Genomic DNA, 21368 nt, shown 5'->3' with positions numbered 1-21368 from the left:
CTTTCAATATCTCAAATTGTTAATGCTTTAAAAGGTGTGTCTAGCCCTAGATACGGTCAAGGTGGATTTCCTAAACCCTATGGGAAGCAAGCTCTATGGAGTCCTAGTTACTTTGTGTCTTCTGTTGGTGGTGCGCCACTTGAGGTGCTGAAGAAATATATCCAGAATCTAGAAAAGCCTTCGTTCTACGGCGGGGTTTTAAAACCATTGTTTTGATAAAACAATTTCCTGAACTTCTTACTCAAATCAGTAAACTATTCCCCAATGATTAACATTACCGCCTTGTTACCCAAACACCAACAGAAATTTCCTCATAGTATTTGGTTCATTTTATCTGTGCTAATAGTTGGCGTAACTGCTAATTGGCAACCTGTTCAAGCCCAGACCCCAGCACAGAAACAGCCGATCTCTGCTCCTGTCAAAGAGGTTCAGATGTCCTTAAGGCAAAGGCTTCGTCAGTCCCGCACAGGAAACAGTTTTTCTCAAAGAATCTCCAGTGGGGAAACCTTACCCAGCAATGTACCTACCGAGTTGAAAAACCTGTTAACCCAAATGGACACAGCAGCAAACCTTGGGGATATCAAGAAAGTGATGCAGTTACATAGTCTCCAGTTCACCAGTGCGGATGGATTAAATACCCAATCTCTAGAAAAATCTTTAATCGAACTGTGGCAAAAATATCCCCGGTTGCGATACAATACCCGCCTACTATCCTGGAAAACTCAAGGCAATGCCATCATTGCGGAAACGGTAACTAATATCACGGGCTTACCTTCTGCCAACAGCAGCAATATGGCTCTCAATGCCACTATTAAATCTCGTCAACGGATTGAAAATGCAAAAATAGTATATCAAGAAATTTTGTCAGAGCGCAGCTTGCTGACCTCTGGGAACAAACCACCCCGAGTTGATGTGATTTTACCAGAGCAAGTAAAAGTGGGGCAGGAGTATAATTTTGATGCCATTGTTGAAGAACCACTGGGAGATGACTTTCTCCTGGGAACTGCACTAGAAGAACCAGTGAAAGTGAGTAAATATCTTAACCCCACTGCTGTAGAGTTAGAATTGCTGACATCTGGGGGACTTTTTAAAGTCGGACGCGCACCATCCAGCCCCGGTAACCTTTGGGTTTCCGCGGTGATTCTCCGGGGCGATGGCATGACTATGGTAACTCAGCGTATGCAGGTTGTAAGGTAGAATTAACATTCTACTTTATTAATCATGATTTCCCTACAAAATCAAATCATTTTAATTACTGGCGCGAGTAGTGGTATTGGTGCTGCTTGTGCCAGAGTTTTTGCCAGTGCAGGTGCAAAATTAATTTTGGCAGCGCGACGCTGGGAACGCTTGCAGCAATTAGGCAATACTCTGACCAAAGAGCGTAATGTTGAAGTTCATTTGTTACATTTGGATGTGCGCGATCGCTCGGCGGTTGAATCTGCCATTTCTAGCCTACCCGCCCCTTGGAGTGATATTGATATTCTGATTAATAATGCTGGTTTGAGTCGCGGTTTAGACAAGTTACAGGAAGGCGACATTCAAGGCTGGGAGGAAATGATAGATACTAATATTAAGGGGTTGCTCTATGTTACCCGCTATGTTGTTCCTGGTATGGTAAAACGCGATCGCGGTCATATTGTTAATCTAGGTTCCATTGCTGGACATCAAACTTATCCTGGTGGTAACATATACTGCGCTACTAAAGCTGCTGTGAGGGCAATTTCTGAAGGTTTAAAACAAGATTTGTTGGGAACTCGTGTCAGGGTGACTTCTATTGATCCTGGAATGGTAGAAACTGAATTTAGTGACGTGCGTTTTTATGGTGATACTGCACGGGCTGACAAGGTTTACCAAGGAGTTACCCCCCTGACTGGTGAGGATGTGGCGGATGTGATATTGTTCTGTGTCACGCGATCGCCCCATGTGAATATTAATGAATTAATACTTATGCCCCTTGACCAAGCCAGCGCCACTCTTGTTCATCGACAAACGTAATTGTTAAATAACTATAAAAATGTGTGGGTTGATACGATACGCCACAAATAACTATTATAGTCTTTTAAAACCCTTTACTTATACCCTTAGAGCGGATATTTCCGCTTATTCAGCACCAGATCGGTCAGGAATTGCCACTAGAAGCATGATGAGTAATTTCCTGCCCTCTGGTGATTTACTTATTTTTATTTTTTCTTGAAATTTCTCAAGCAGTTGCTACCTGATCTCGCAGCCAGTAAGTATTTTCAGCTTCATCAAATTTTGTTAGCCAATACTTAAATTAGTTTATATTACACTGAAAAAATAATTGTGAGCCAACACCTAATACAATTGAAACATTACCCATGCTAAAAACAAGCAACATCAATTTAATAGTTTCCCAAAGTTACCATCAAACGAAGATAAATATTTCTACACCACACTGGCAAAAGTATTTGAGAATCCTTGTTTTAATGGTGATCACATCAGGCTTGCTGTTCATATTTGCGGCTGAACCAGCTTGGGGACAGGAATTTGCTTCTCCTTTAAGGTTTAATCCTCAAGTATGGTTGCGAAATGCCCTGCAGTGGATTGATGGTCTTGGTGCTGTGGGGCCATTGGCATTTATAATACTATATATCATTGCCACAGTAGCTTTTTTGCCAGGGTCAATTCTCACCCTCGGTGCTGGTGTTGTCTTTGGCGTGGTTATGGGTTCCGTTTATGTCTTCATCGGTGCAACTATAGGAGCCACAGCAGCTTTTTTAGTGGGACGTTATTTGGCTAGGGGTTGGGTAGCCAAAAAAATTGCAGGTAACAACAAATTTCAGGCAATTGATCAAGCAGTTGCCAGAGAAGGACTAAAAATTGTTTTTTTAACCCGACTTTCCCCCGTATTTCCCTTCAACCTGTTGAATTACGCCTATGGGGTAACGGGAGTTTCCCTGAAAGACTACGTTTTTGGCTCTATTGGAATGATTCCGGGAACAATCATGTATGTTTACATTGGTTCCTTGGCTAGTAATATTGCCAGAATTGGTACTCAGTCTCAACCTGATAACCCTGGTGTACAGTGGGCAATTCGCATTGTTGGTTTCTTAGCCACGGTTGCTGTAACAGCATATCTTACTAAAGTTGCCCGCCAGGCTTTACAAGATCAAGTTTTGGATGATCAGTAAAAATGAATGATAAATTTGACACTTACCACGGCTAAAGCCGAGGGATTCCAGCGTCAGTCACGTTCCTTGGTTTTACTACACCTGCGTCCAGCAGAAGTAGAGGGAACATCTCTACTAGCTCTAACAAATTCATATTCTGCTCGTCATTGAGTGTTGTACCGGTACAATTGTTTTTTGCCAATACCAGGATTATCCATCCAGTATCTAGGCACTTTGTTTCCCATAAATTAACTTGTGCGAATAGATTCATCCATGGCTTTGGCTTGAGCTTGTTTGACAACTGCCTTGTACTCCATTACCAACACTCTTGCATGACTTTCTTTTTATTGCCTATACTATGCTTAGTATACATACCATATCTAACAACGGCAATCATGAAAGGACAAAAAAGATTAAAAAATATACCAATACTTCATGATGAAGTTAAAATGAAGAGAACCGTAGTTTTAACACCTACGGCATGGCAGAACATTAGAGAAGAAGCAAAAATTAGAGGTATTAGTGCAAGCGAATTAGTTGAAGAATGGGGAAGGCGATTAAAATCGCCAACGGCTAACCCCCATGTCTGAAGCCAGTAGCTCTGCTCGCCGTTGATATTTCAGTCAAATTCATTATTTGAAAAAGGTCAGTTTTTCACCAATGGATGAGCATAATCAGAAACTCGTTTCCCATGTTCATCCCCCTGATTGGGTCAACCCTCAACCTGTTGATTGTTACGACTTGGTAGTAATTGGTGCTGGTACAGCTGGATTAGTTGTAGCAGCTGGAGCCGCAGGTTTGGATGTGGGTTTAAAAGTTGCTTTAATTGAAAAGCATTTAATGGGGGGAGATTGTTTAAATGTTGGTTGTGTTCCCTCAAAATGTATGATCCGTTCTTCTCGTGTAATTGGGGAAATGTGGCGAGCAAAGGCTTTTGGTGTTTATCCCTCAGAACAGATAGCAGTGAATTTTCCCCAAGTGATGGAACGGATGCGGAAGGTGAGAGCAAACATCAGCCATCATGATTCTGCGGCGCGGTTTAAAAACCTTGGGGTTGATGTTTTCTTGGGTAATGGTCGTTTTACAAGTAACAATACTGTTGAAGTTGGTAGTCACAAACTCCGTTTTAAAAAAGCTGTCATTGCTACAGGTGCTAGAGCAGCACGACCGTCAATTCAGGGACTTGAAGCAGCCGATTTTCTCACTAATGAAACAGTATTTTCACTAACTGAACTGCCAAGGCGTTTGGCTGTAATTGGTGGCGGTCCTATTGGTTGTGAACTGGCGCAAGCTTTTCAGCGTTTGGGATCTGAAGTAGTTTTATTTCATAAAAATCCCCATCTCTTAAATAAAGAAGATGGAGAAGCAGCAGAAATTATTGAAAATACTTTTATTCAAGAAAAAATACACCTGGTTTTAAATAGTCAAATTGAAAAAGTGGAGAAGACCAACGCCGGAAAAGTTATTCACTTTGTCAGCAACGGATCACAAACTACCATTACAGTTGATGAAATTTTGCTGGGTGTGGGACGCACCCCAAATGTGGAAGGTTTAAATTTAGAAATGGTGGGGGTAGAGTATGATCAGCGTCGGGGCGTGAAAGTTAATGACTACTTGCAAACAACTAATCCAAAAATTTATGCCGCTGGGGATATCTGTATGAATTGGAAGTTTACCCACGCTGCTGATGCGGCGGCGCGGATAGTAATTAAAAATACTTTGTTTTCACCTTTTGGTTGGGGACGATATAAACTGAGTAATTTAGTTATGCCTTGGGTAACTTATACTGACCCAGAAATTGCTCATGTGGGAATGTATGAACATCAAGCTCAGGAACAGGGTATTGACATTAGTACAATTAAGATTCCTTTGAGTATTGTAGACCGAGCGATCGCAGATGGTGAAGAAAATGGTTTTGTCAAAATTCTTCACAAAAAAGGAAGCGATACCATCTTAGGGGCGACAATTGTTTCTCGTCATGCTGGAGAAACCATTAGTGAAGTAACCACAGCCATTGTAAATAAAGTTGGTTTAAATCAACTATCTCGTGTCATACATCCCTACCCAACTCAAGCAGAAGCCATTAAAAAAGCCGCAGATACCTATCGCCGCACATTACTAACACCTAACTCAAAACGATTACTGGCATTCCTGACTAAATTATCATGAACTTTTTTGCCTTTAATTACAGTGCATTGAACACAAAGGTAGTATAGGGGGCAAGATGCCCGTCATACCAGATTTTTATAATTAGCAAACCTATAGGACTACTATTTGATTTTTGAAAAAACTCGCCCACAGGTTATTTATTTTTTTTGCCCGATCCCTGTTCCCTCTTAAGAGCCTTGAATATATCTATATCTATCTTCAGAATGAAATAGTATTTTTATTGAAGATCAGCCTAACAATGGCTGGTTTGTTGCAGAAAAAACAGTAAAATTAAAGCATAATTCAGTAGTTCTGGTTTAAATATTCATCTCAGGGAGGCGGCATTGTGCGTTTTGGGCAATGCATTAGCTTACTCGCTATTGTTATATCACTTTATATTCTTTGGCAAATTCGGCTAATTATTTTAATAGTATTTGCGTCTGTAACTTTGGCAACTGTATTAAATCAGATTGTAGGATTTTTACAAAGGTTTCGTATTAAGCGTGGTTTTGCCATTTTGTTAACCATTGGTCTTGTACTACTGATATTAGGAGTTTTTTCGGCTCTAATTGTTCCCCCGGTAACACAGCAACTACAACAATTTAGTTATTTGCTGCCAATAGCGTTAGAAAGAATACGTTTATGGAATGACTGGCTGGTGGGTGTGATACCCGATAATTTTTTAGAAGATTTTTGGGATTTTAGATATCTTACCCAAAGTTTACAAATTTGGTTGAACAGAATATTTAATAATTTTTTCTTCTTGGTGAGTAGTTCACTGTATGTGATTTTAGGATTCTTGCTTTTTTTCGCCTTGACTATTATGTTCATGTCTAATATTTTATCTTATAAAAGAGGGTTTATCCTGCTATTTCCTGCTTTCTACCGTCAACGAGTTGATGAAATTCTAAATAAGTGTAGTGATTCTCTGATTGGTTGGCTCAAAGGCACACTTATAGCTATGTTATTTATTGCTGTTTCTAGCTATATTGGATTGATAATTTTTCAAATTCCATTGCCATTAGTTAACGCTTTGTTAGCCGGATTATTAGAGTTTATACCTAACATCGGACCAACATTAAGCGCTATTCCACCAGTGATACTAGCTTTGGCTGATCAGCCCTGGAAAGCAGGATTAATATTATTGTGGTATGTCATTATTCAACAATTAGATAGTTTTGTGGTTTTACCTTTAGTCATGCACAGTCAAGTATCATTACTACCAGCAGTCACTTTATTGTCAATTGTGGTATCTGGTAGTTTTTTTGGTTTTTTAGGTGTATTTCTGGCTGTACCTTTGGTAATTGTTTTACAAGTGTGGATACAAGAGGTTGTAATTAAAGATGTCTTAAATAAATGGGATGATTAGGAACTGACATCTCCCCTGGTTGAAATACAAGGGATTCTAAACTAAAGATAGGTGAGATATTGTCAATAAGACCTATTTACAGCAATTTTCAGGTAAATAGACCACAGTGGTTGAACCAACCGAAGGCATCATCTTCAGTAAATCTTTGAGCCAACTGACGTTGAGAGCCTTCTTTTGCTTCCCAAGCTATAATCACACGATGACGCAAATCACCCGAATACCATACTGGCATCACATCTAATAATTACATCTTTCCCAGTTTACCGCATTTGGTGGTTCAAGTACCTGAAAATTGCTGTAATGTATTAGTCCAAGCGAATTAGTTGAAGAATCGGGAAGGCGATTAAAATCGCCAAAGGCTAACCCCCATCTCTGAAGCCATTAGCTCTGCTCGCCGTTGATATTTCGGTCAATTAGGCATATTAGACGATTTTCCGAGAGATAAATTTAGACGGGCGACCGAAAAAATCATAAAAATAGCCTACCAAACTATCATATTCCAACTTTTATGCAATATGATCAAATTACGTTGTACCAGGGATAGAATCTAACCTACGGTAGATATTTCGTCCTGTAGTTGCAGCGAGAAGGTGAAAGTAACACTTCACATTTCAAGGTGAATCGTTTACAATTCTCATTCTACAGAGATTAATATAGCAGTTATGCTCCAAGACGCACAAACCATCCGCTATTACCAACGAATTACTGACGCCTTCGTCGAGTTATGGAATCGCGGTTATCGCACGGACGATATGCGGATGTATTTGGATGGGTATTTAGCCGCGCTGCGACATAGTAACGTTATTGAGCCTATGCTTATTCATCGTTTAGAGGAGGAAGCTGCCCGTTACCTGTATGATGCATCGAACTTTATTATGACTCAACCACAAGCACAACTTGATTACTACTAAAACCCCTCACTTATTTTTACACCCCTCCCCACTTGCTCTGATGGGAGAAACAGCATAGCTTTGGTATGGTGGATTAATTGTGGTTTAATTAATCAAGCAAACCGCTCCCTATTCCCTGTTCCCTGTTTTAAAAGTATCCCCTCTGCCCTAGTTTGGTTTAGCAAATTACGAAGAGGGGATATTTGCGGTTCTTGACCTGAGTTATGCGTAATTTCCCTGGTTCAAGCGTTAGGATATTAGGAAGCCAGTGCCACTTCCACCAATTGCTGCAATTGACCTTTTTGATAAAGTTCAATCAAAATATCGGAACCACCAATAAATTCCCCATTAAGATAAACCTGGGGAATTGTCGGCCAATTGGAATATTCTTTTATACCTTGACGAATCTCCGGATCTGAAAGGACATCCACTGTTTCAAAAGGAACTGCCAAGCTGTTGAGAATCTGCACAACATTATTGGAGAAACCACACTGAGGCATGAGCTTGTTTCCCTTCATGAAAACCAATATTTTATTATTGTTTATCAAATTATCAATTTTTTGTTTGGTTTCTGGATTCATAAACTTTCCGTTTCCTCTGTTAGTGAGATACTGCTGTTCCTTGCCAAGCTTCGGGAGTATAAGTTTTTATTGCCAAGGCGTGAATCGCTTCACTTGACATAGCTTGCTGCAAAGCAGCATAAACTAACTGGTGTTGTTGTACCAATCCCTTATCGACAAACTGGGATGAAACTACTGTTACTTGATAGTGGTCACCACCACCAGTCAAGTCTTGCACCATGATTTGGGCATCAGGCATTCCTGCCTTGATCATTACCTCAACTTGCTGGGGATTAATCATCGCAATTCCTGAAAAACTGACTTCTCTATTATTAGCAGATTTTAACCATACAGCTAGCCAACGGGAGATGTTACCAAAATCACGTTTTGGGCAAGGTAACTCTTCAACAGTCCGTCCATTTATATTTTAGCCGATCGCTGGGCAAAACTAACCTAAGTAGCCAACTCATTTATTTTGGGATGAACTAGTACCTTGTCTGGGAAACGGAGCATCAACAAAACCCAATTCAAATAACTGTTGATAGGCCTTTTTACCTAAATCCCGTGTGGGGTTTTGACTCTTAATAATCTGAACTAACAACGGAACAGCTAACTCCGGTTGATTTTGCGCTCGATGTACCAGTGCTAACTGATAGGTAGCTTCGTCTCGCTTTTGGGCTGTTTCTAGGGCTTTTTGACGCTGGGAATCGGAAACTTTAGTATCAATTCCCGCGAAGCTAGCGTTTAATTCTTGATAAAAATTAGATAATTGATTATAAACCAGACGTGCATCTTGGAGCTTTTTGGCCGCTAAAGAGTAGTTTTGAGCGCCAATAGCCTCATCTGCCTCTTGCATCAGCCGTTGACCTCCTTCCATACTCAAAATGCTATTGTTTTTGGTTGTAGGACGGAGAATGTTGGGGTCGTTGGGGTCAAGCATTTGCACTTGACTATCAATCTTGGGTATGTTTTCTACCTGAGCAGAGACAGGTGATAACAAGCTCAGAACTGCTATCAACGGTAAGAATGACAACGAAGTCAGATTGATTAAAGGAGCAACTGCGGCAGAGTTCATGGGGTCAATTTATGCGACAACTGTATATATGGAAAAGAAAAGGAAACTTGGAGTATCTTAACTGTGTTTTGATTTTTAATACAGCGAAATTTACCCAAGTGAGGTACATATTTAGCGGTCAATATGGCCGGAATACAAGACTTTTATCATGTACATTTGTATCTCATGTGTTTAAGAAATGCTATGAAGCACATTTAAATACTAAAGTTTCTCTGACTTAGACTGAAAGTCGGTTTCATAGAGTTCCCATTGCTCCTGCATAACAACTAACGACAATCGCCCTTATGAACGATCGCCCTAATTCCTCTGATTTGGCCAGCAAAGGTGTACCAGTAAGCAGTTTGGGAATAGTTTTACAACGCGGTGGTGAAGAATTAATTCTAGAAAAGATTTTAGACCGCTTCACCGTCCGTCTGGTGACCGACTTTACTCTCAAACAATTATCTCAGATTAGTTGGGGCATTTGGCAACGTAGTATTCCCCAAGCAAAATTAGAACTTTTTACAGTTTTACATAACCATTTGGATTGGGCTATGTCCCAAGCGCGGGCTGCGGCAAATGTGGCTTTTGCAGGTCATGTTTACACCATCAAAGATAATCCAGGAACTTTCGTTTACTTGAATGACCAAATTACCATTCAATTTGCTTCTTGGGTAGATCCTACTAGAATTGATGCCATCGCCACTAGATTTGGCTTAGTTCAACAGAAAGCCATCCCCGGTCTTCCCCATGGTTTTGTGTTTCTAGTCAGCCAACAAGCTAGAGAAAATCCCCTCAAAATCACTAATCAGTTACAAAGCTTTTCAGAAGTGTTAGCCGCTGAACCTAACATCCTGCTTCCCAGTGAATCACATTACAGACCCCGTGATGCCATGTATCCTCAGCAATGGTATCTTGGACACAATGGCGGTCATCAATTGGTAGCGGGTTCTCATATTTTCGTAGAAAAAGCTTGGGATATTACTCGCGGTGTGCGTTCTGTAGTTGTGGCTGTAGTAGATGATTCTTTTGACCTCAACCATTCCGACTTGCAAGGTAGTGGAAAAATTGTCGCCCCCAGAGACTTAAAAAACAATAATTTTTTACCCATCCCTGGTGAGCGAGAAACTAGTCATGGGACAGCTTGTGCAGGGTTGGCCATTGCCGAAGAAAACGGTAGTGGAATTGTGGGAGTTGCTCCTGGTTGTGCATTAATACCCATTCGTAGCACTGGTTTTTTAGATGATCAATCCATTGAGGATATGTTCAACTGGGCTATTGGAAATGGTGCTAGTGTAATTTCTTGTAGCTGGGGAGCCTCTGCGGTATATTTTCCCTTATCTTTGCGCCAACGGGCGGCTATTACTCGCGCTGCAACCACAGGACGCAATGGTAAAGGCTGCGTGGTTGTGTTTGCCGCGGGAAATGCCAACCGTCCCCTCAACGGTACTGTTTATGAGCAAAATTGGCCAGACAATCTCTTACAAGGAAACACAAACTGGTTAAATGGATTTGCACTACATCCCGATGTCATTACCGTTGCTGCTTGTACTAGCTTGAACAAAAAAGCTGCTTACAGTAATTGGGGAACTAATATCGCTTTGTCTGCCCCTAGTAACAATGCCTCACCGGGATTGTCATTTCCAAATAAGGGTTTTGTCAACACACCACCCAACATCACCACTACCCTTCACGGACGAACAATTTTAAGTGCTGACCAAATAGGAGCGGCTGGTTACGAGCCTGGGGACTTTACCAATAATTTCGGCGGTACTTCTAGCGCTACTCCCATAGTCGCAGGTGTAGCTGCATTAGTTTTATCAGCAAATCCTGACTTAACTGGTCAACAGGTAAAGTTTATTCTCCAAGAAACTGCTGATAAAATCGTTGATTCTGATCCAGACCCACAGTTTGGTATGCGACGAGGTACTTATGATACTAACGGACATTCCCAATGGTTTGGCTATGGCAAAGTTAATGCAGCTAGGGCAGTGCAAGCAGCCCAGAAACTACGCAGTTCTCTGTCACTGGCCAGTCAACACATCAAGGCAGAAAATTCTGGTAAGTTAAAGATTCCAGATTATGACCAACAGGGAATTAAAAGTGCCATCGCTGTTGGCCAGTCCAAAATTGTTAAAGATATTCAAATCACAGTCAATATTACCCATGACTTTTTAGGGGATTTAGAAATTTATTTAATACCTCCCAATCATCAACCACTGTTATTACAAAACCGTACTTTAGGTCGTCGCACTAACTTACAAACAACTTACACCATGCGATCGCACCCTGCTCTCAAACAGTTGCTTTCTCTTGCAACTCAGGGAACTTGGCAATTATGGTTAATCGACTATGCCCCCCAAGATGTAGGTGAACTCCATAGTTGGTCATTGATGATTGGTTATTAGTGAGTAAACAGATTATGATCAGACTTTTGATTGATTAATTCTTCTAGAACTAATGCTAGATCTGAAGTCAGATTTTGGGCTTTTTGTTTCACCCTACCTACAGCATAATCAGCTACATTTAGTGTCGTGCCAATAGAGATTTTTACCCTTGTACCCCGCTGAGGATAGGGTTGACCGTAGTTGATACTAATGGGTAGGATTTTTATATTCAGTCCTGGGTGACTAGATTCAGCAATCAAAGACAGACGAGCAATTCCTGGTTTTAAAGGGTGAAGTTTACCATCACGGTAAATATCACCTTCTGGATAAATAACTAATATTTCTCCTTGCTCAAGTAATTCTATCGCATGACGCAGAGAGGCAATGGCTGGATGTTGAGTATCTATAGGAAACCCTCCCATAGCTTTAACTATCCAGCCTTGCAATCCTTGGCACTCATTGATACTGACCATAAATCGCAAATCTCGCCCTGTTGCACAACGTCCAGTGGCATAAGGTAAAAGCAATGAATCCCAACGTGACCGATGGGTGGGAGCCAAGATCACCGGGCCAGTTAAAGGAATATTTTCCTGTCCAATAATTTGAATTTCTCGAAAAAAAAACGGCAACAGGAAGTGCCGCCCTAATAGATACAATAACGGACTCAACCAGCCAGAAACTTGCGAGGTAGTATGATCATCTGGTTGATGATTTGCTGTACTACTAGCTGGTGATTGTGGGCTGGTTGGCTCGGGAGTATAAGTTTGCATCATAATGGTAGCTGCTTGTTGTAGTTTGGTTGCACTGGAAAATCAAATAAACCCTGAATTACTTACACAATAGTTTTTCTGTTATAAATTCCTTTTATGAATTGTTTCAAACCTACTGGACAGTTTTAGTTCTGTCTATCCTGCTTCTGACGACGATTAGCAAACCAAGTTTGTAGTTGTTGGCGACACCTTGACTCTAAAATTCCTCCTATAATTTTGAGGTGATGATTAGAAGCAGCGCCATCAGGGATATTAGTAACAGTACGAACTGCACCAGTTTTAGTATCATCCACTCCATATACAAGCATGGCTACACGTGCTTGGACGATAGCACCTGCACACATCGGACAAGGTTCTAAGGTGACGTAAAGAGTGCATTGATTTAAGCGCCAATTCTGTAAGCTTTTAGCAGCCGTCCTCAGAGCCAGAATTTCTGCGTGAGCCGTGGGATCTTGGTCACGTTCTTTTCTGTTTTCGCCCTCCGCAATCAAATTTCCACTGTCATCAATAATCACAGCACCAACAGGAACCTCGCCAGCATCCCCAGCGATTTGTGCCAAGTTTATGGCGCGACTCATCCATTGCCGATGTATAAGATATTCTGGATATTCAATTAGCATTTTCCCATGGGTCTGAAAAAATCTCAAATGTTACATAGCACTAAAGTGCTGAAAAAATCAGGACCAAAGTCCTGATTAAGAAATTAAAACAGTTTTTAGCTAGTTGATACTCAGAATATTACATTTTGCACTTTGCTGTAGCATGAATTTCAGCCATTGGCTTCGCTGATACCCCAGGCGATCGCTGTAATTTTTTTAGAAAAAATTGGAACTCGTCGTGTCTTTGGGATGAAACTTATCCCTGATGGTATTGATATCTGACCTATTACCCGTATAGTCAAGTGTTGAAATTCCGGTAAAAAACCGTACTCTAACCGAAACTTTTTCCCTAGATGAAATCCCTATACTAGAATAGTGATAGAGGCAAAAATATAAGCTGCTGAGTTTCAACACTCAGTTGAATAGAAGCAAAATGGGATTCTTTGACTCTGATATAGTTCAGCAAGAAGCAAAACAGCTGTTTGAAGATTATCAAGCACTTATCAACCTTGGCAATAAGTACGGCAAGTTTGATCGTGAGGGCAAAAAGCTGTTTATTGAGCAAATGGAAGCTATGATGGATCGCTATCGCGTATTTATGAAGCGATTCGAGCTATCGGAAGATTTCATGGCTCAGATGACTGTGCAACAACTCAAGACCCAGCTTGGTCAATTTGGTATAACTCCCCAACAAATGTTTGAGCAAATGCACCTGACCCTACAGCGAATGAAAACCGAACTAGAAAAACAACAATAGTGAACTTTAGATGTTCTATTATTAGGGATTTTGGGCTAACTACCATCCAAAATCCCTTCTCATTTATGATTTCGGGCGCTTAAACTGAGAAGGAGGCTTAAAGTTCTCCGCAGGTACACCCTTCAGAGCTTGCTGCATAAAGTCTTTCCAAATGGGAGCCACCATACCACCCCCGGTTGCACCTCTAGATAATGGTCTGTTATCGTCTCTACCCACCCAGACGGCAGTTGTTAACTGTGGCACAGTACCCACATACCAAATATCTCTTTCTGAGGAGGTTGTTCCTGTCTTACCAGCACTGGGGCGGCCTATATCTGCTGCTCTACCAGTCCCGGTGGTAACTACTGAACGCATGATATCAATAGTTGCTGCCGATGCCCATTGATCCAAAACTAACTGAGGTTTTGGTGTATTATCTACCAAAATATTACCACTACTGTCAGTAACACGAGCCATCACTGTTGGTGGCGATTGCCAGCCATAATTGGCAAAGGTAGCGTAAGCGCTGGCTAATTCCAGGGGTGTAATGCCAATAGCCCCCAGGGGCAAAGAAGTCACAGGTGCCATGGGACTGTTGATTCCCATGGTACGGGCGACCTCCACCACTTTATTCATACCTATAGACATACCTAACCTGATTACCGGGATATTCCGAGACTGAGCTAAGGCTGACCGTATTGTTATTGATCCTTGAAAACCACCGTCATAGTTTCTTGGTCTGTACCAACCGCTACCATCTTGATAACTAACTGGTGTATCTTGTACTATACTATCCGGTGTATACTTACCACTAACAAATGCAGCATAATATACGATTGGTTTAAACGCCGAGCCTGGTTGACGCTGGGCTTGGGTAGCCCGGTTAAACTCGCTAATTTTAGGGTCTACACCGCCCACCAGTGCCTTAACAAAATGGGTGCGGGGGTCTACAGCTACCAAAGCAATTTGATTACCACGCAAACCTTGACTGATCAGTTTTTGACTCCACTTGCTGACAGTTGCTTCCGCCATCATTTGAAACTCTGTATCAATAGTCGTTTGTACACGCATTCCGCCTTTGAGCAGTGTCTCACGCCCAAATTTTTGTACTAATTCTTGGGCTACTGTATTGGTGACATAAGGTAAAGCACTACCTTGGAATGACCTGATCCTGCCAAATTTCAGTTCTTGGTTCACCGCATCATCATATTCTTGCTGACTGATCCAATTCAACTCCAGCATCCGCCCCAAAACTTCCTTTTGTTTGACCTTTGCCAATCTCTTATTGGCAAACGGGCTAAACTCTTCTGGGGCTTGAATTAAACCCGCCATCATCGCTGACTCCGCCAAGTTTAAGACTGCTGCTGACTTGTTGAAATAACTACGTGCTGCGGTTTGTACACCATAGTTATTATGACCCCAATACACTTGATTGAGGTACATTTCCAAAATTTGGTCTTTGCTCAAAATTTGCTCTAACCTAATTGCCAGTACTGCTTCAGCTAGCTTACGAGTAAAAGCACGTTTTTGAGTTAAAAACAAATTTTTCACCAACTGCATAGTGATGGTAGAGCCTCCCTCTCTCACCCTACCAGCTACCAAGTTAACTATCAAAGCACGTCCTACACCACTGGGGTTGATACCGTGATGATCGTAAAAGTGACTATCTTCGCTAGCCAGTACTGCTCGTTTCAGATGTGGGGAAATTCTATCTAGAGGTACAACCTCTCGGTTGGCTTCCCCGTGGATATGGGTTAACAGTTTGCCCTCAATGTCATAAATATAAGTGGTTTCTGTAGGCAAAAAGTTTCGCAGCTGTCTAACATCTGGCAAGTTACGGAAACTAATAGCCAGACCAACCAACCCTCCGGCTACAATAGAGCTTGCCAGCATTGTGATTGACAGCAGAGTACCCCCAGTGATTTGACCTACTCCTTTGAAAAAGTCAAAACCTGATGAAGCCTGAGGTTGTGGCTGCTTATTTGTAAAAGTCCTAGAAGACGACACGGCGTTCTTACTTCCTCATTTGTAAATATAACTTTAATTCATTCAATGAAGCTTGGCGGTTAATTGTTGGCAATTATATGTAATTTAATAAATTAAAGTACCGATAAATTGCCTGTGAATATAACCAACCTAACTTATAGTAAGAGCGTAGTTAATAGCGAATCTCCGAGTATGACGCAAAATTTTTCTTGGCTACATCGTGGAACAGTAGAAATTTTCCCCCCGTCAACTGACAGTGAAAGTGAAAGTTTAGAGCAGCGCTTGGTAACTACAAACCGACCTCTCCGGGTGAAATTGGGAATTGACCCTACAGGATATGATATTCATCTCGGTCATAGCATACCGGTACGCAAACTGCGGGCTTTTCAAGATGCTGGTCATATAGCAGTTCTCATTATTGGTGATTTTACGGCTCGTATTGGCGATCCTACCGGTAAATCTGAGGTGCGTCGTCAGCTAACAGAAGCAGATGTGGCACGAAATGCTCAAACTTATCTTGACCAGGTGCGCCCTATTTTGGATTTTGACACACCAGGTAGATTAGAGGTACGTTATAACTCTCAATGGCTTTCCCATCTGAATTTAGGGAAAATTCTTGAGTTACTCTCTACCATGACCGTAGGACAGATGTTAGCAAAAGAGGGATTCGCTGAACGTTATAAAAAAGAGAATCCAATTTTCCTCCATGAGTTCCTATATCCATTGATGCAAGGCTATGATTCCGTGGCTGTTGAGGCAGATGTGGAATTAGGGGGAACTGACCAAAAGTTTAACATTGCTGTGGGGCGAGATTTGCAACGCCATTTTGGACAAAAGCCACAATTTGGGCTGCTACTACCAATTTTAATCGGTACAGATGGTGTGCAGAAAATGTCTAAGTCCCTCAATAATTATGTGGGACTGTCAGAACATCCAGCAGAAAAGTATCAGAAATTACAAGGTATTCCTGATGATTTGCTGTCTCAGTACTTTGAACTACTGACAAATTTACCCTTAGACCAACTGCCAGAAAATCCCCGCGATCGCCAAATGCTCTTAGCATGGGAAGTGGTGAAACAGTACAACGGTGAAACGGCAGCGAATGAAGCTAAGGAAGCAGCCAAAAGCGGAGGGAAGGAGGGTGCAGTACCAGAGTTCTTTTTAGCCGATGTGCCACAATTTCCCGTCAAATTAGCATACCTGCTCAATGTTAGTGGTTTATGCAAAAGTACCGGGGAAGGTAAGCGGAAAATTCAAGAAGGTGGGGTGCGTCTGGATGGCGATCGCATTACTGACGTTGATACCATTTTTGAATCCAAGAGTGAACTACACGGGCGAGTGCTGCAAGTTGGCAAAAATAAGTTTGTCCGGCTTTTAAACAAGTAATCACTGATGACCAATGATTTATTCTCAGCCTAGCCGAAGGGCTAATCACCAAATAATTGTGCCTTTGGATGTGCCGGATCTACAGAGTGCCATCGCCCTTGTAGACCAATTGCCCCAAGTCAATTTCTGGAAGGTGGGTTTAGAATTATTTACTAGTTCTGGTCCCTCAATCCTGGAAATTTTAAAATCTCGACAAAAGCGGATTTTTTTAGATTTGAAGTTTCACGACATCCCTAACACTGTTGCTGGGGCTTGTCGTCGTGCTGCTAGTTACGGAGTGGACTTACTTACAATTCATGCCACTGCTGGCAAAGATGCCCTTAAAGCGGCCACTGAGGCATTACAGGTAGGAGCAAGCCAAGGGGGTGTTCAACCGCCCAAGTTAATTGCCATTACCTTACTCACCAGTATCTCTGCCTGGCAACTAGCAAGGGATTTAAAAGTACCTCTGGAATTACCAGAATATACTTGGGAAATGGCACTGATGGCCAAGGAATCTGGGTTGAATGGGGCTGTTTGTTCACCCCAGGAGGCGGCACAGTTAAGACAAATTTGTGGAGATGACTTTTTACTAGTTTGTCCTGGTGTCCGCCCCACTTGGGCAGACCAAGGAGATCAAAAGCGATCGCTCACCCCGTCCCAAGCCATACTCGCTGGCGCTGATTACCTGGTCATTGGTCGTCCCATCACCGCTGCGCCTGACCCAAAATTAGCCTGGGAAAAAATTGTTGAGGAGTTAACCACAGCGACATGAAGGCAACAGTCAAAAACAAACATTATGGCTTGTGGCTTGTGGCTTTCAGCTTATCCCTTGTAGCAGCAGATAGCATTAATAATTCAGCATTATCCCAAAATCCCACCCCTATCTTCTCTGGATTAACAGAGAAGCTAGGAAAGGGAAATAAAGTCAAGTTTACTTGCTCCAACAAAAGTTTAGAATTATTAACTAATCAGCTATTGCAAGATTTACCAAGTTATGCTAACAGAGTCAGTCAACGCGCCCGCAGTGGCAATAGAAGCAATGATACTTACAGTTATGTACTGGTGGCGGGAAAACCTGACTTTCAGCCCCTACCTATTAACTCCCGTGGATATCAATCCATTGGACACAAAAGTACAGCCACAGAAGTTAAACAAGTCTTTTTTACCACTTTAGAAAGGCAGTATGTAGCTGGTCAAATCCTTCAATCACAGCAATTCCACCGATTGCTATTGACAAAAACTAATCGTGGTTGGCGCTTGGTAATGATGTTTACCCAAATTGCGGCTGACCCTCAAGCAAAAGTAGTCTCTCCCCCCAGGGATAGTAGTAACGGTGTGATTGCCCAAGCCGTAAAAACTTGGTTACGAGATTGTCAATGGCGACACTAACATGATAGCTATTCCTCAACAACCCTCAAAAATGACCGTCCAGGAATATCTAAAATCTGAAGAATAACACACTTGCCAATTAACACTAATTATCAGGAAAATTTACCCTATTTGTGCTGATTTCATCCAACTTAGCCCGTACAGCTTGGACATCTTGCCACATTAACCATTTAGGCGCACCTGCTTCCTTAGAAGGGTTACGCAGCAAGTAGGATGGATGAAAAACTGGCATACACAAACGTCCTTCCCACTCTAGCCACTGACCACGAATTTTAGTAATGCCTCGCTTGTCGCCAATAATACCTTTGACCGCAGTTGCACCTGTGAGTAAAATTATTTTCGGGTCAACCAGGCGAATTTGTTCTAATAAGTAGGGTTTGCAAGCTGCCATTTCATCAGGGGAGGGGGTCCGGTTGTTGGGTGGACGACATTTATTAATGTTGGCAATGTATACATCGTGTTCAGTACTCAGATTGACAGATGCTAATATTTTCTCTAATAACTGTCCTGACCTACCTACAAATGGTAAACCTGTTTCATCTTCGTTTTGACCGGGTGCTTCTCCTATGACCATAATTGGTGCTTGAAGATGACCACGCCCAACAACAGCATGAGTGCGATTGTTCCCCAAACCACAACGATGGCACTGATTACAGTCTTGTGCCAACTCGGTCATATTATTGTAGGTTCCAGATTGAATAGGGATTTTTGCGTCTGTGGGAATTAACTGTCTTTGGTTAGATTTAAAATCATCAAAGAGGTTGAGTTGAATGTCGCTGCTCATGAAAACCGGGATTTAGGAGTTAGCACCAGATATTTTATGTTTTTCTCAGTCGCCTATGGCGGTATTACAATCACAACTGGCATAAAAAATAATATATTGACTATTGATCAAACTTGCTCTTTTTCTTGCCATAATTACCAAAGGGTAAGCTTTGCCCTCTGATGGTTTCTAGTGGAATAGATGACGATTAAGCGGTTAGTTTTATTTTTTATCCTGACACCAATGGCCGTCCTGTTGTCAGTTTCGTCTTTATTCGGTACTTTACAGGAGCCGCAGTTCCAAAATCGTCTGGAACTGTATCAAACTAATATTGCCTTACAAGCACAAGCCTGGCAACCACAAGATAGTAATAACGATAATTTCTCGGCTATTAAAGCAGCCCTAGTGGGGGACGACCCCCTGGAAAGTGCTACAAAGCAATATCAGCAAGTGCGTGAGTCAGTTCAAACTAATTTGGACAAAGCCCAAAACCAACTGGCTCAACCCCAAAATATTCCCATACCTCCTAAACCTTTACCAAATTCTCCCCCTGAGACTAAGGCTTCTCCTCAAGAAAAACAAGAAAAGTTGCAGCAATCCACAGAAAAACTGCAAAACTTACTGGCTGAATTAGATTTACATTTAGGAATTTTACAAGCACAGCAGGGTAAAACGGATATAGCAAGGGAGATTTGGGGGAATTTACGGCAAAGCTCCCAAATTAAGCCGGAACTACAGAAAACTGCGGCGGTGTTGATTGGTATATGGAGTGATCCTCCCCGTCTTTTACCAAATGCTCAACAGCTAATTAATAAAAATTTAGATAGTTGGTTTCGCTCCAGTTCTTTAATTAAACTGTACCAACTACAACAAAGACAAGAAGCTTTATCAACGGTTAAAGCGGAACAGCAAGCAGCAGCTAGTGAATCCGTGTTGAAATTAGCTGTAATTGGCACAATTCCCACAATAACAGCATTAATTGGTTTTATATTACTAGTTTTCTTGATTGGTCAACGTTTGGTCAAAGGTAAAGCCGCAGTGCTTGCTCAAAATGCTGATTTACCTTGGTCAACACCTTGGGGTACAGAAACGATCCTACAGGTTTTTGTAGTGGGCTTTTTCTTTATGGGGCAAATTGTTGTCCCAATTTTAGTCTTACTACTCCCCATTCCGCGCCCCATTGCTAATGTCAGGTTTCAGGCTTTGTCTGTGTTGATCAGTTATATCATGGTGGCATCAGGTGCGCTGTTAGTGCTTTATTTATCTATCAGGCGCTTTTTTCCCTTACCAGAAAACTGGTTTCGTTTCCGTGGGACTGATGGGTGGTTTTTGTGGGGATTTGGGGGTTATTGCGCCGCTTTGCCCATAGTGGTGGTGGTGTCGTTGATTAATCAACAATTATGGCATGGTCAGGGTGGTAGTAATCCCCTGTTACAACTGGCGCTAGAAAGTCAAGATACCGTGGCTTTGGGGATGTTTTTCTCAACAGCTGCCATAGCCGCCCCAATTTTTGAAGAACTGCTGTTTCGCGGCTTTTTATTGCCCTCTCTAACTCGTTATGTACCTGTATGGGGGGCAATTGTTTTGAGTAGTTTATTGTTTGCCATAGCTCACCTGAGTTTATCGGAAATTCTGCCCCTGACAGCGTTAGGGATAGTTTTAGGAATAGTCTACACGCGATCGCGCAATCTCTTAGCTCCCATGCTTCTCCATAGTCTTTGGAATAGTGGCACTTTACTTAGTCTATTTATTCTGGGTAGTAGTAATTAGTAAAACATAAGAACACGGTTGCCAATGGGAAAAATATTTGCTTAGATAACAGTAATTAAGCCCCACATGACTGTCAGTAAACATATAGTATTATATGGGTGTATCTGAGTACTTCCAAAATAGTTATAGCATTTCTCAAACACGTGAGATACAAATCTAAATGATAAAAGTACTGTAGTGCGAGCATCATGCTCGCTGATCAATACGTCTTGACTTATAAAAATGTACCTCACTTCACTTGGGCAAAATTCGCTATATCAGGAAATTAAACTTTTGCAGCCAATCGTGAGCCAGAATTTAGATTTTACTTGTGAATAATTTTTTCCTGATCAACGGGACAAGAAATAGTATCTACAAATAACACAGGTACTTGCAATTAAAAGGTGTTCTACTTAAAAGTAACTAATCTGTGATTTCTCATCACCAGTGCTAGCTATCTGTATCCAGA

General features: G+C 41.7%; 23 protein-coding genes. 15 read left to right on the top strand and 8 right to left on the bottom strand.

What is annotated here, in order from left to right; genetic code table 11:
- From NWP17_RS09780 to NWP17_RS09745, 8 genes are all read left to right on the top strand, one after another.
- Positions 1-216: transposase (locus tag NWP17_RS09780; protein WP_280654719.1), on the top strand; the 216-nt coding region annotated here is incomplete at its 5' end.
- A 48-nt stretch (positions 217-264) separates the two neighbouring features.
- Positions 265-1197, top strand: coding sequence for a nuclear transport factor 2 family protein (locus NWP17_RS09775; protein WP_280654718.1), 933 nt, complete (start codon positions 265-267; stop codon positions 1195-1197).
- A gap of 24 nt (positions 1198-1221) precedes the next feature.
- Complete coding sequence (locus NWP17_RS09770) at positions 1222-1995, top strand: SDR family oxidoreductase (RefSeq protein ID WP_280654717.1); 774 nt, start codon at positions 1222-1224, stop codon at positions 1993-1995.
- Positions 1996-2447: 452 nt separating this feature from the next.
- A complete protein-coding gene (locus NWP17_RS09765) occupies positions 2448-3152 on the top strand; it encodes a TVP38/TMEM64 family protein (protein WP_425332658.1) in 705 nt (234 codons plus the stop codon).
- 6 nt (positions 3153-3158) lie between these two features.
- Positions 3159-3302 (top strand): hypothetical protein, encoded by a 144-nt coding sequence (locus NWP17_RS09760; RefSeq protein WP_280654715.1) that lies wholly within the window; start codon positions 3159-3161, stop codon positions 3300-3302.
- A 278-nt stretch (positions 3303-3580) separates the two neighbouring features.
- Complete coding sequence (locus NWP17_RS09755) at positions 3581-3721, top strand: hypothetical protein (protein ID WP_280654714.1); 141 nt, start codon at positions 3581-3583, stop codon at positions 3719-3721.
- 70 nt (positions 3722-3791) lie between these two features.
- The gene (locus tag NWP17_RS09750) at positions 3792-5300 is read left to right on the top strand and encodes a mercuric reductase (protein WP_425332657.1); all 1509 of its coding nucleotides are present in this window, start codon (positions 3792-3794) and stop codon (positions 5298-5300) included.
- Between the two features lie 325 nt (positions 5301-5625).
- Positions 5626-6648, top strand: a complete 1023-nt coding sequence (locus tag NWP17_RS09745) for an AI-2E family transporter (RefSeq protein WP_280654713.1) — start codon at positions 5626-5628, stop codon at positions 6646-6648.
- 88 nt (positions 6649-6736) lie between these two features.
- Here NWP17_RS09745 and NWP17_RS09740 read toward each other — a convergent pair whose 3' ends face one another.
- Positions 6737-6880 carry a hypothetical protein gene (locus NWP17_RS09740; protein ID WP_280654712.1) on the bottom strand — a complete coding sequence of 48 codons (144 nt, stop codon included), beginning with the start codon at positions 6878-6880 and terminating at the stop codon, positions 6737-6739.
- A gap of 430 nt (positions 6881-7310) precedes the next feature.
- Here NWP17_RS09740 and NWP17_RS09735 point away from each other — a divergent pair, with 430 nt between their 5' ends.
- Positions 7311-7559 (top strand): DUF6761 family protein, encoded by a 249-nt coding sequence (locus NWP17_RS09735; protein WP_280654711.1) that lies wholly within the window; start codon positions 7311-7313, stop codon positions 7557-7559.
- Between the two features lie 236 nt (positions 7560-7795).
- On the opposite strand, the gene grxD is transcribed toward NWP17_RS09735, so the two are convergent.
- The 3 genes from grxD to NWP17_RS09720 form a co-directional block, all read right to left on the bottom strand.
- Entirely contained in the window at positions 7796-8119 is a 324-nt protein-coding gene (gene grxD, locus NWP17_RS09730; RefSeq protein WP_280654710.1) for a Grx4 family monothiol glutaredoxin, read from the bottom strand.
- Between the two features lie 19 nt (positions 8120-8138).
- On the bottom strand, positions 8139-8399 hold the full coding sequence (locus NWP17_RS09725; RefSeq protein ID WP_280654709.1) for a BolA family protein: 261 nt from the start codon (positions 8397-8399) through the stop codon (positions 8139-8141).
- Between the two features lie 165 nt (positions 8400-8564).
- The gene (locus NWP17_RS09720; protein WP_280654708.1) at positions 8565-9173 is read right to left on the bottom strand and encodes a hypothetical protein; all 609 of its coding nucleotides are present in this window, start codon (positions 9171-9173) and stop codon (positions 8565-8567) included.
- Between the two features lie 284 nt (positions 9174-9457).
- Between NWP17_RS09720 and NWP17_RS09715 the strand changes: the two genes are divergently transcribed.
- On the top strand, positions 9458-11560 hold the full coding sequence (locus tag NWP17_RS09715) for a S8 family serine peptidase (protein ID WP_280654707.1): 2103 nt from the start codon (positions 9458-9460) through the stop codon (positions 11558-11560).
- Here the strand turns inward: NWP17_RS09715 and NWP17_RS09710 are convergent.
- On the bottom strand, positions 11557-12309 hold the full coding sequence (locus NWP17_RS09710) for a lysophospholipid acyltransferase family protein (protein ID WP_280654723.1): 753 nt from the start codon (positions 12307-12309) through the stop codon (positions 11557-11559). The genes NWP17_RS09715 and NWP17_RS09710 overlap by 4 nt on opposite strands.
- 125 nt (positions 12310-12434) lie before the next feature.
- Positions 12435-12929 carry a tRNA adenosine(34) deaminase TadA gene (tadA, locus tag NWP17_RS09705; RefSeq protein ID WP_280654706.1) on the bottom strand — a complete coding sequence of 165 codons (495 nt, stop codon included), beginning with the start codon at positions 12927-12929 and terminating at the stop codon, positions 12435-12437.
- A gap of 412 nt (positions 12930-13341) precedes the next feature.
- On the opposite strand from tadA, the gene NWP17_RS09700 reads away from it, so the two are divergent.
- On the top strand, positions 13342-13665 hold the full coding sequence (locus tag NWP17_RS09700) for a DUF1825 family protein (RefSeq protein WP_280654705.1): 324 nt from the start codon (positions 13342-13344) through the stop codon (positions 13663-13665).
- A gap of 63 nt (positions 13666-13728) precedes the next feature.
- Here the strand turns inward: NWP17_RS09700 and NWP17_RS09695 are convergent, their stop codons facing one another.
- Positions 13729-15651, bottom strand: coding sequence for a transglycosylase domain-containing protein (locus NWP17_RS09695; protein WP_483413723.1), 1923 nt, complete (start codon positions 15649-15651; stop codon positions 13729-13731).
- A 171-nt stretch (positions 15652-15822) separates the two neighbouring features.
- Here NWP17_RS09695 and tyrS point away from each other — a divergent pair, with 171 nt between their 5' ends.
- The 3 genes from tyrS to NWP17_RS09680 are packed head-to-tail and all read left to right on the top strand — an operon-like array spanning position 15823 to position 18387.
- Positions 15823-17016, top strand: a complete 1194-nt coding sequence (gene tyrS, locus NWP17_RS09690) for a tyrosine--tRNA ligase (protein WP_280654703.1) — start codon at positions 15823-15825, stop codon at positions 17014-17016.
- A 13-nt stretch (positions 17017-17029) separates the two neighbouring features.
- On the top strand, positions 17030-17770 hold the full coding sequence (gene pyrF / locus NWP17_RS09685) for an orotidine-5'-phosphate decarboxylase (protein ID WP_280654702.1): 741 nt from the start codon (positions 17030-17032) through the stop codon (positions 17768-17770).
- A complete protein-coding gene (locus tag NWP17_RS09680) occupies positions 17767-18387 on the top strand; it encodes a hypothetical protein (protein WP_280654701.1) in 621 nt (206 codons plus the stop codon). Before pyrF ends, NWP17_RS09680 begins: the two co-directional genes overlap by 4 nt.
- An 85-nt stretch (positions 18388-18472) precedes the next feature.
- Here NWP17_RS09680 and NWP17_RS09675 read toward each other — a convergent pair whose 3' ends face one another.
- A complete protein-coding gene (locus NWP17_RS09675; RefSeq protein WP_280654700.1) occupies positions 18473-19171 on the bottom strand; it encodes a uracil-DNA glycosylase in 699 nt (232 codons plus the stop codon).
- A gap of 180 nt (positions 19172-19351) precedes the next feature.
- On the opposite strand from NWP17_RS09675, the gene NWP17_RS09670 reads away from it, so the two are divergent.
- Positions 19352-20920 (top strand): CPBP family glutamic-type intramembrane protease, encoded by a 1569-nt coding sequence (locus NWP17_RS09670; RefSeq protein ID WP_280654699.1) that lies wholly within the window; start codon positions 19352-19354, stop codon positions 20918-20920.
- The last annotated feature ends 448 nt before the right edge of the window (positions 20921-21368 follow it).

Source organism: Chrysosporum bergii ANA360D, from assembly GCF_029891735.1.
Classification (GTDB): Bacteria; Cyanobacteriota; Cyanobacteriia; order Cyanobacteriales; family Nostocaceae; genus Umezakia; species Umezakia bergii.
The sequence above is the reverse complement of the archived record's forward strand: the minus strand, read 5'-3'. Positions and strand labels throughout refer to the sequence as shown.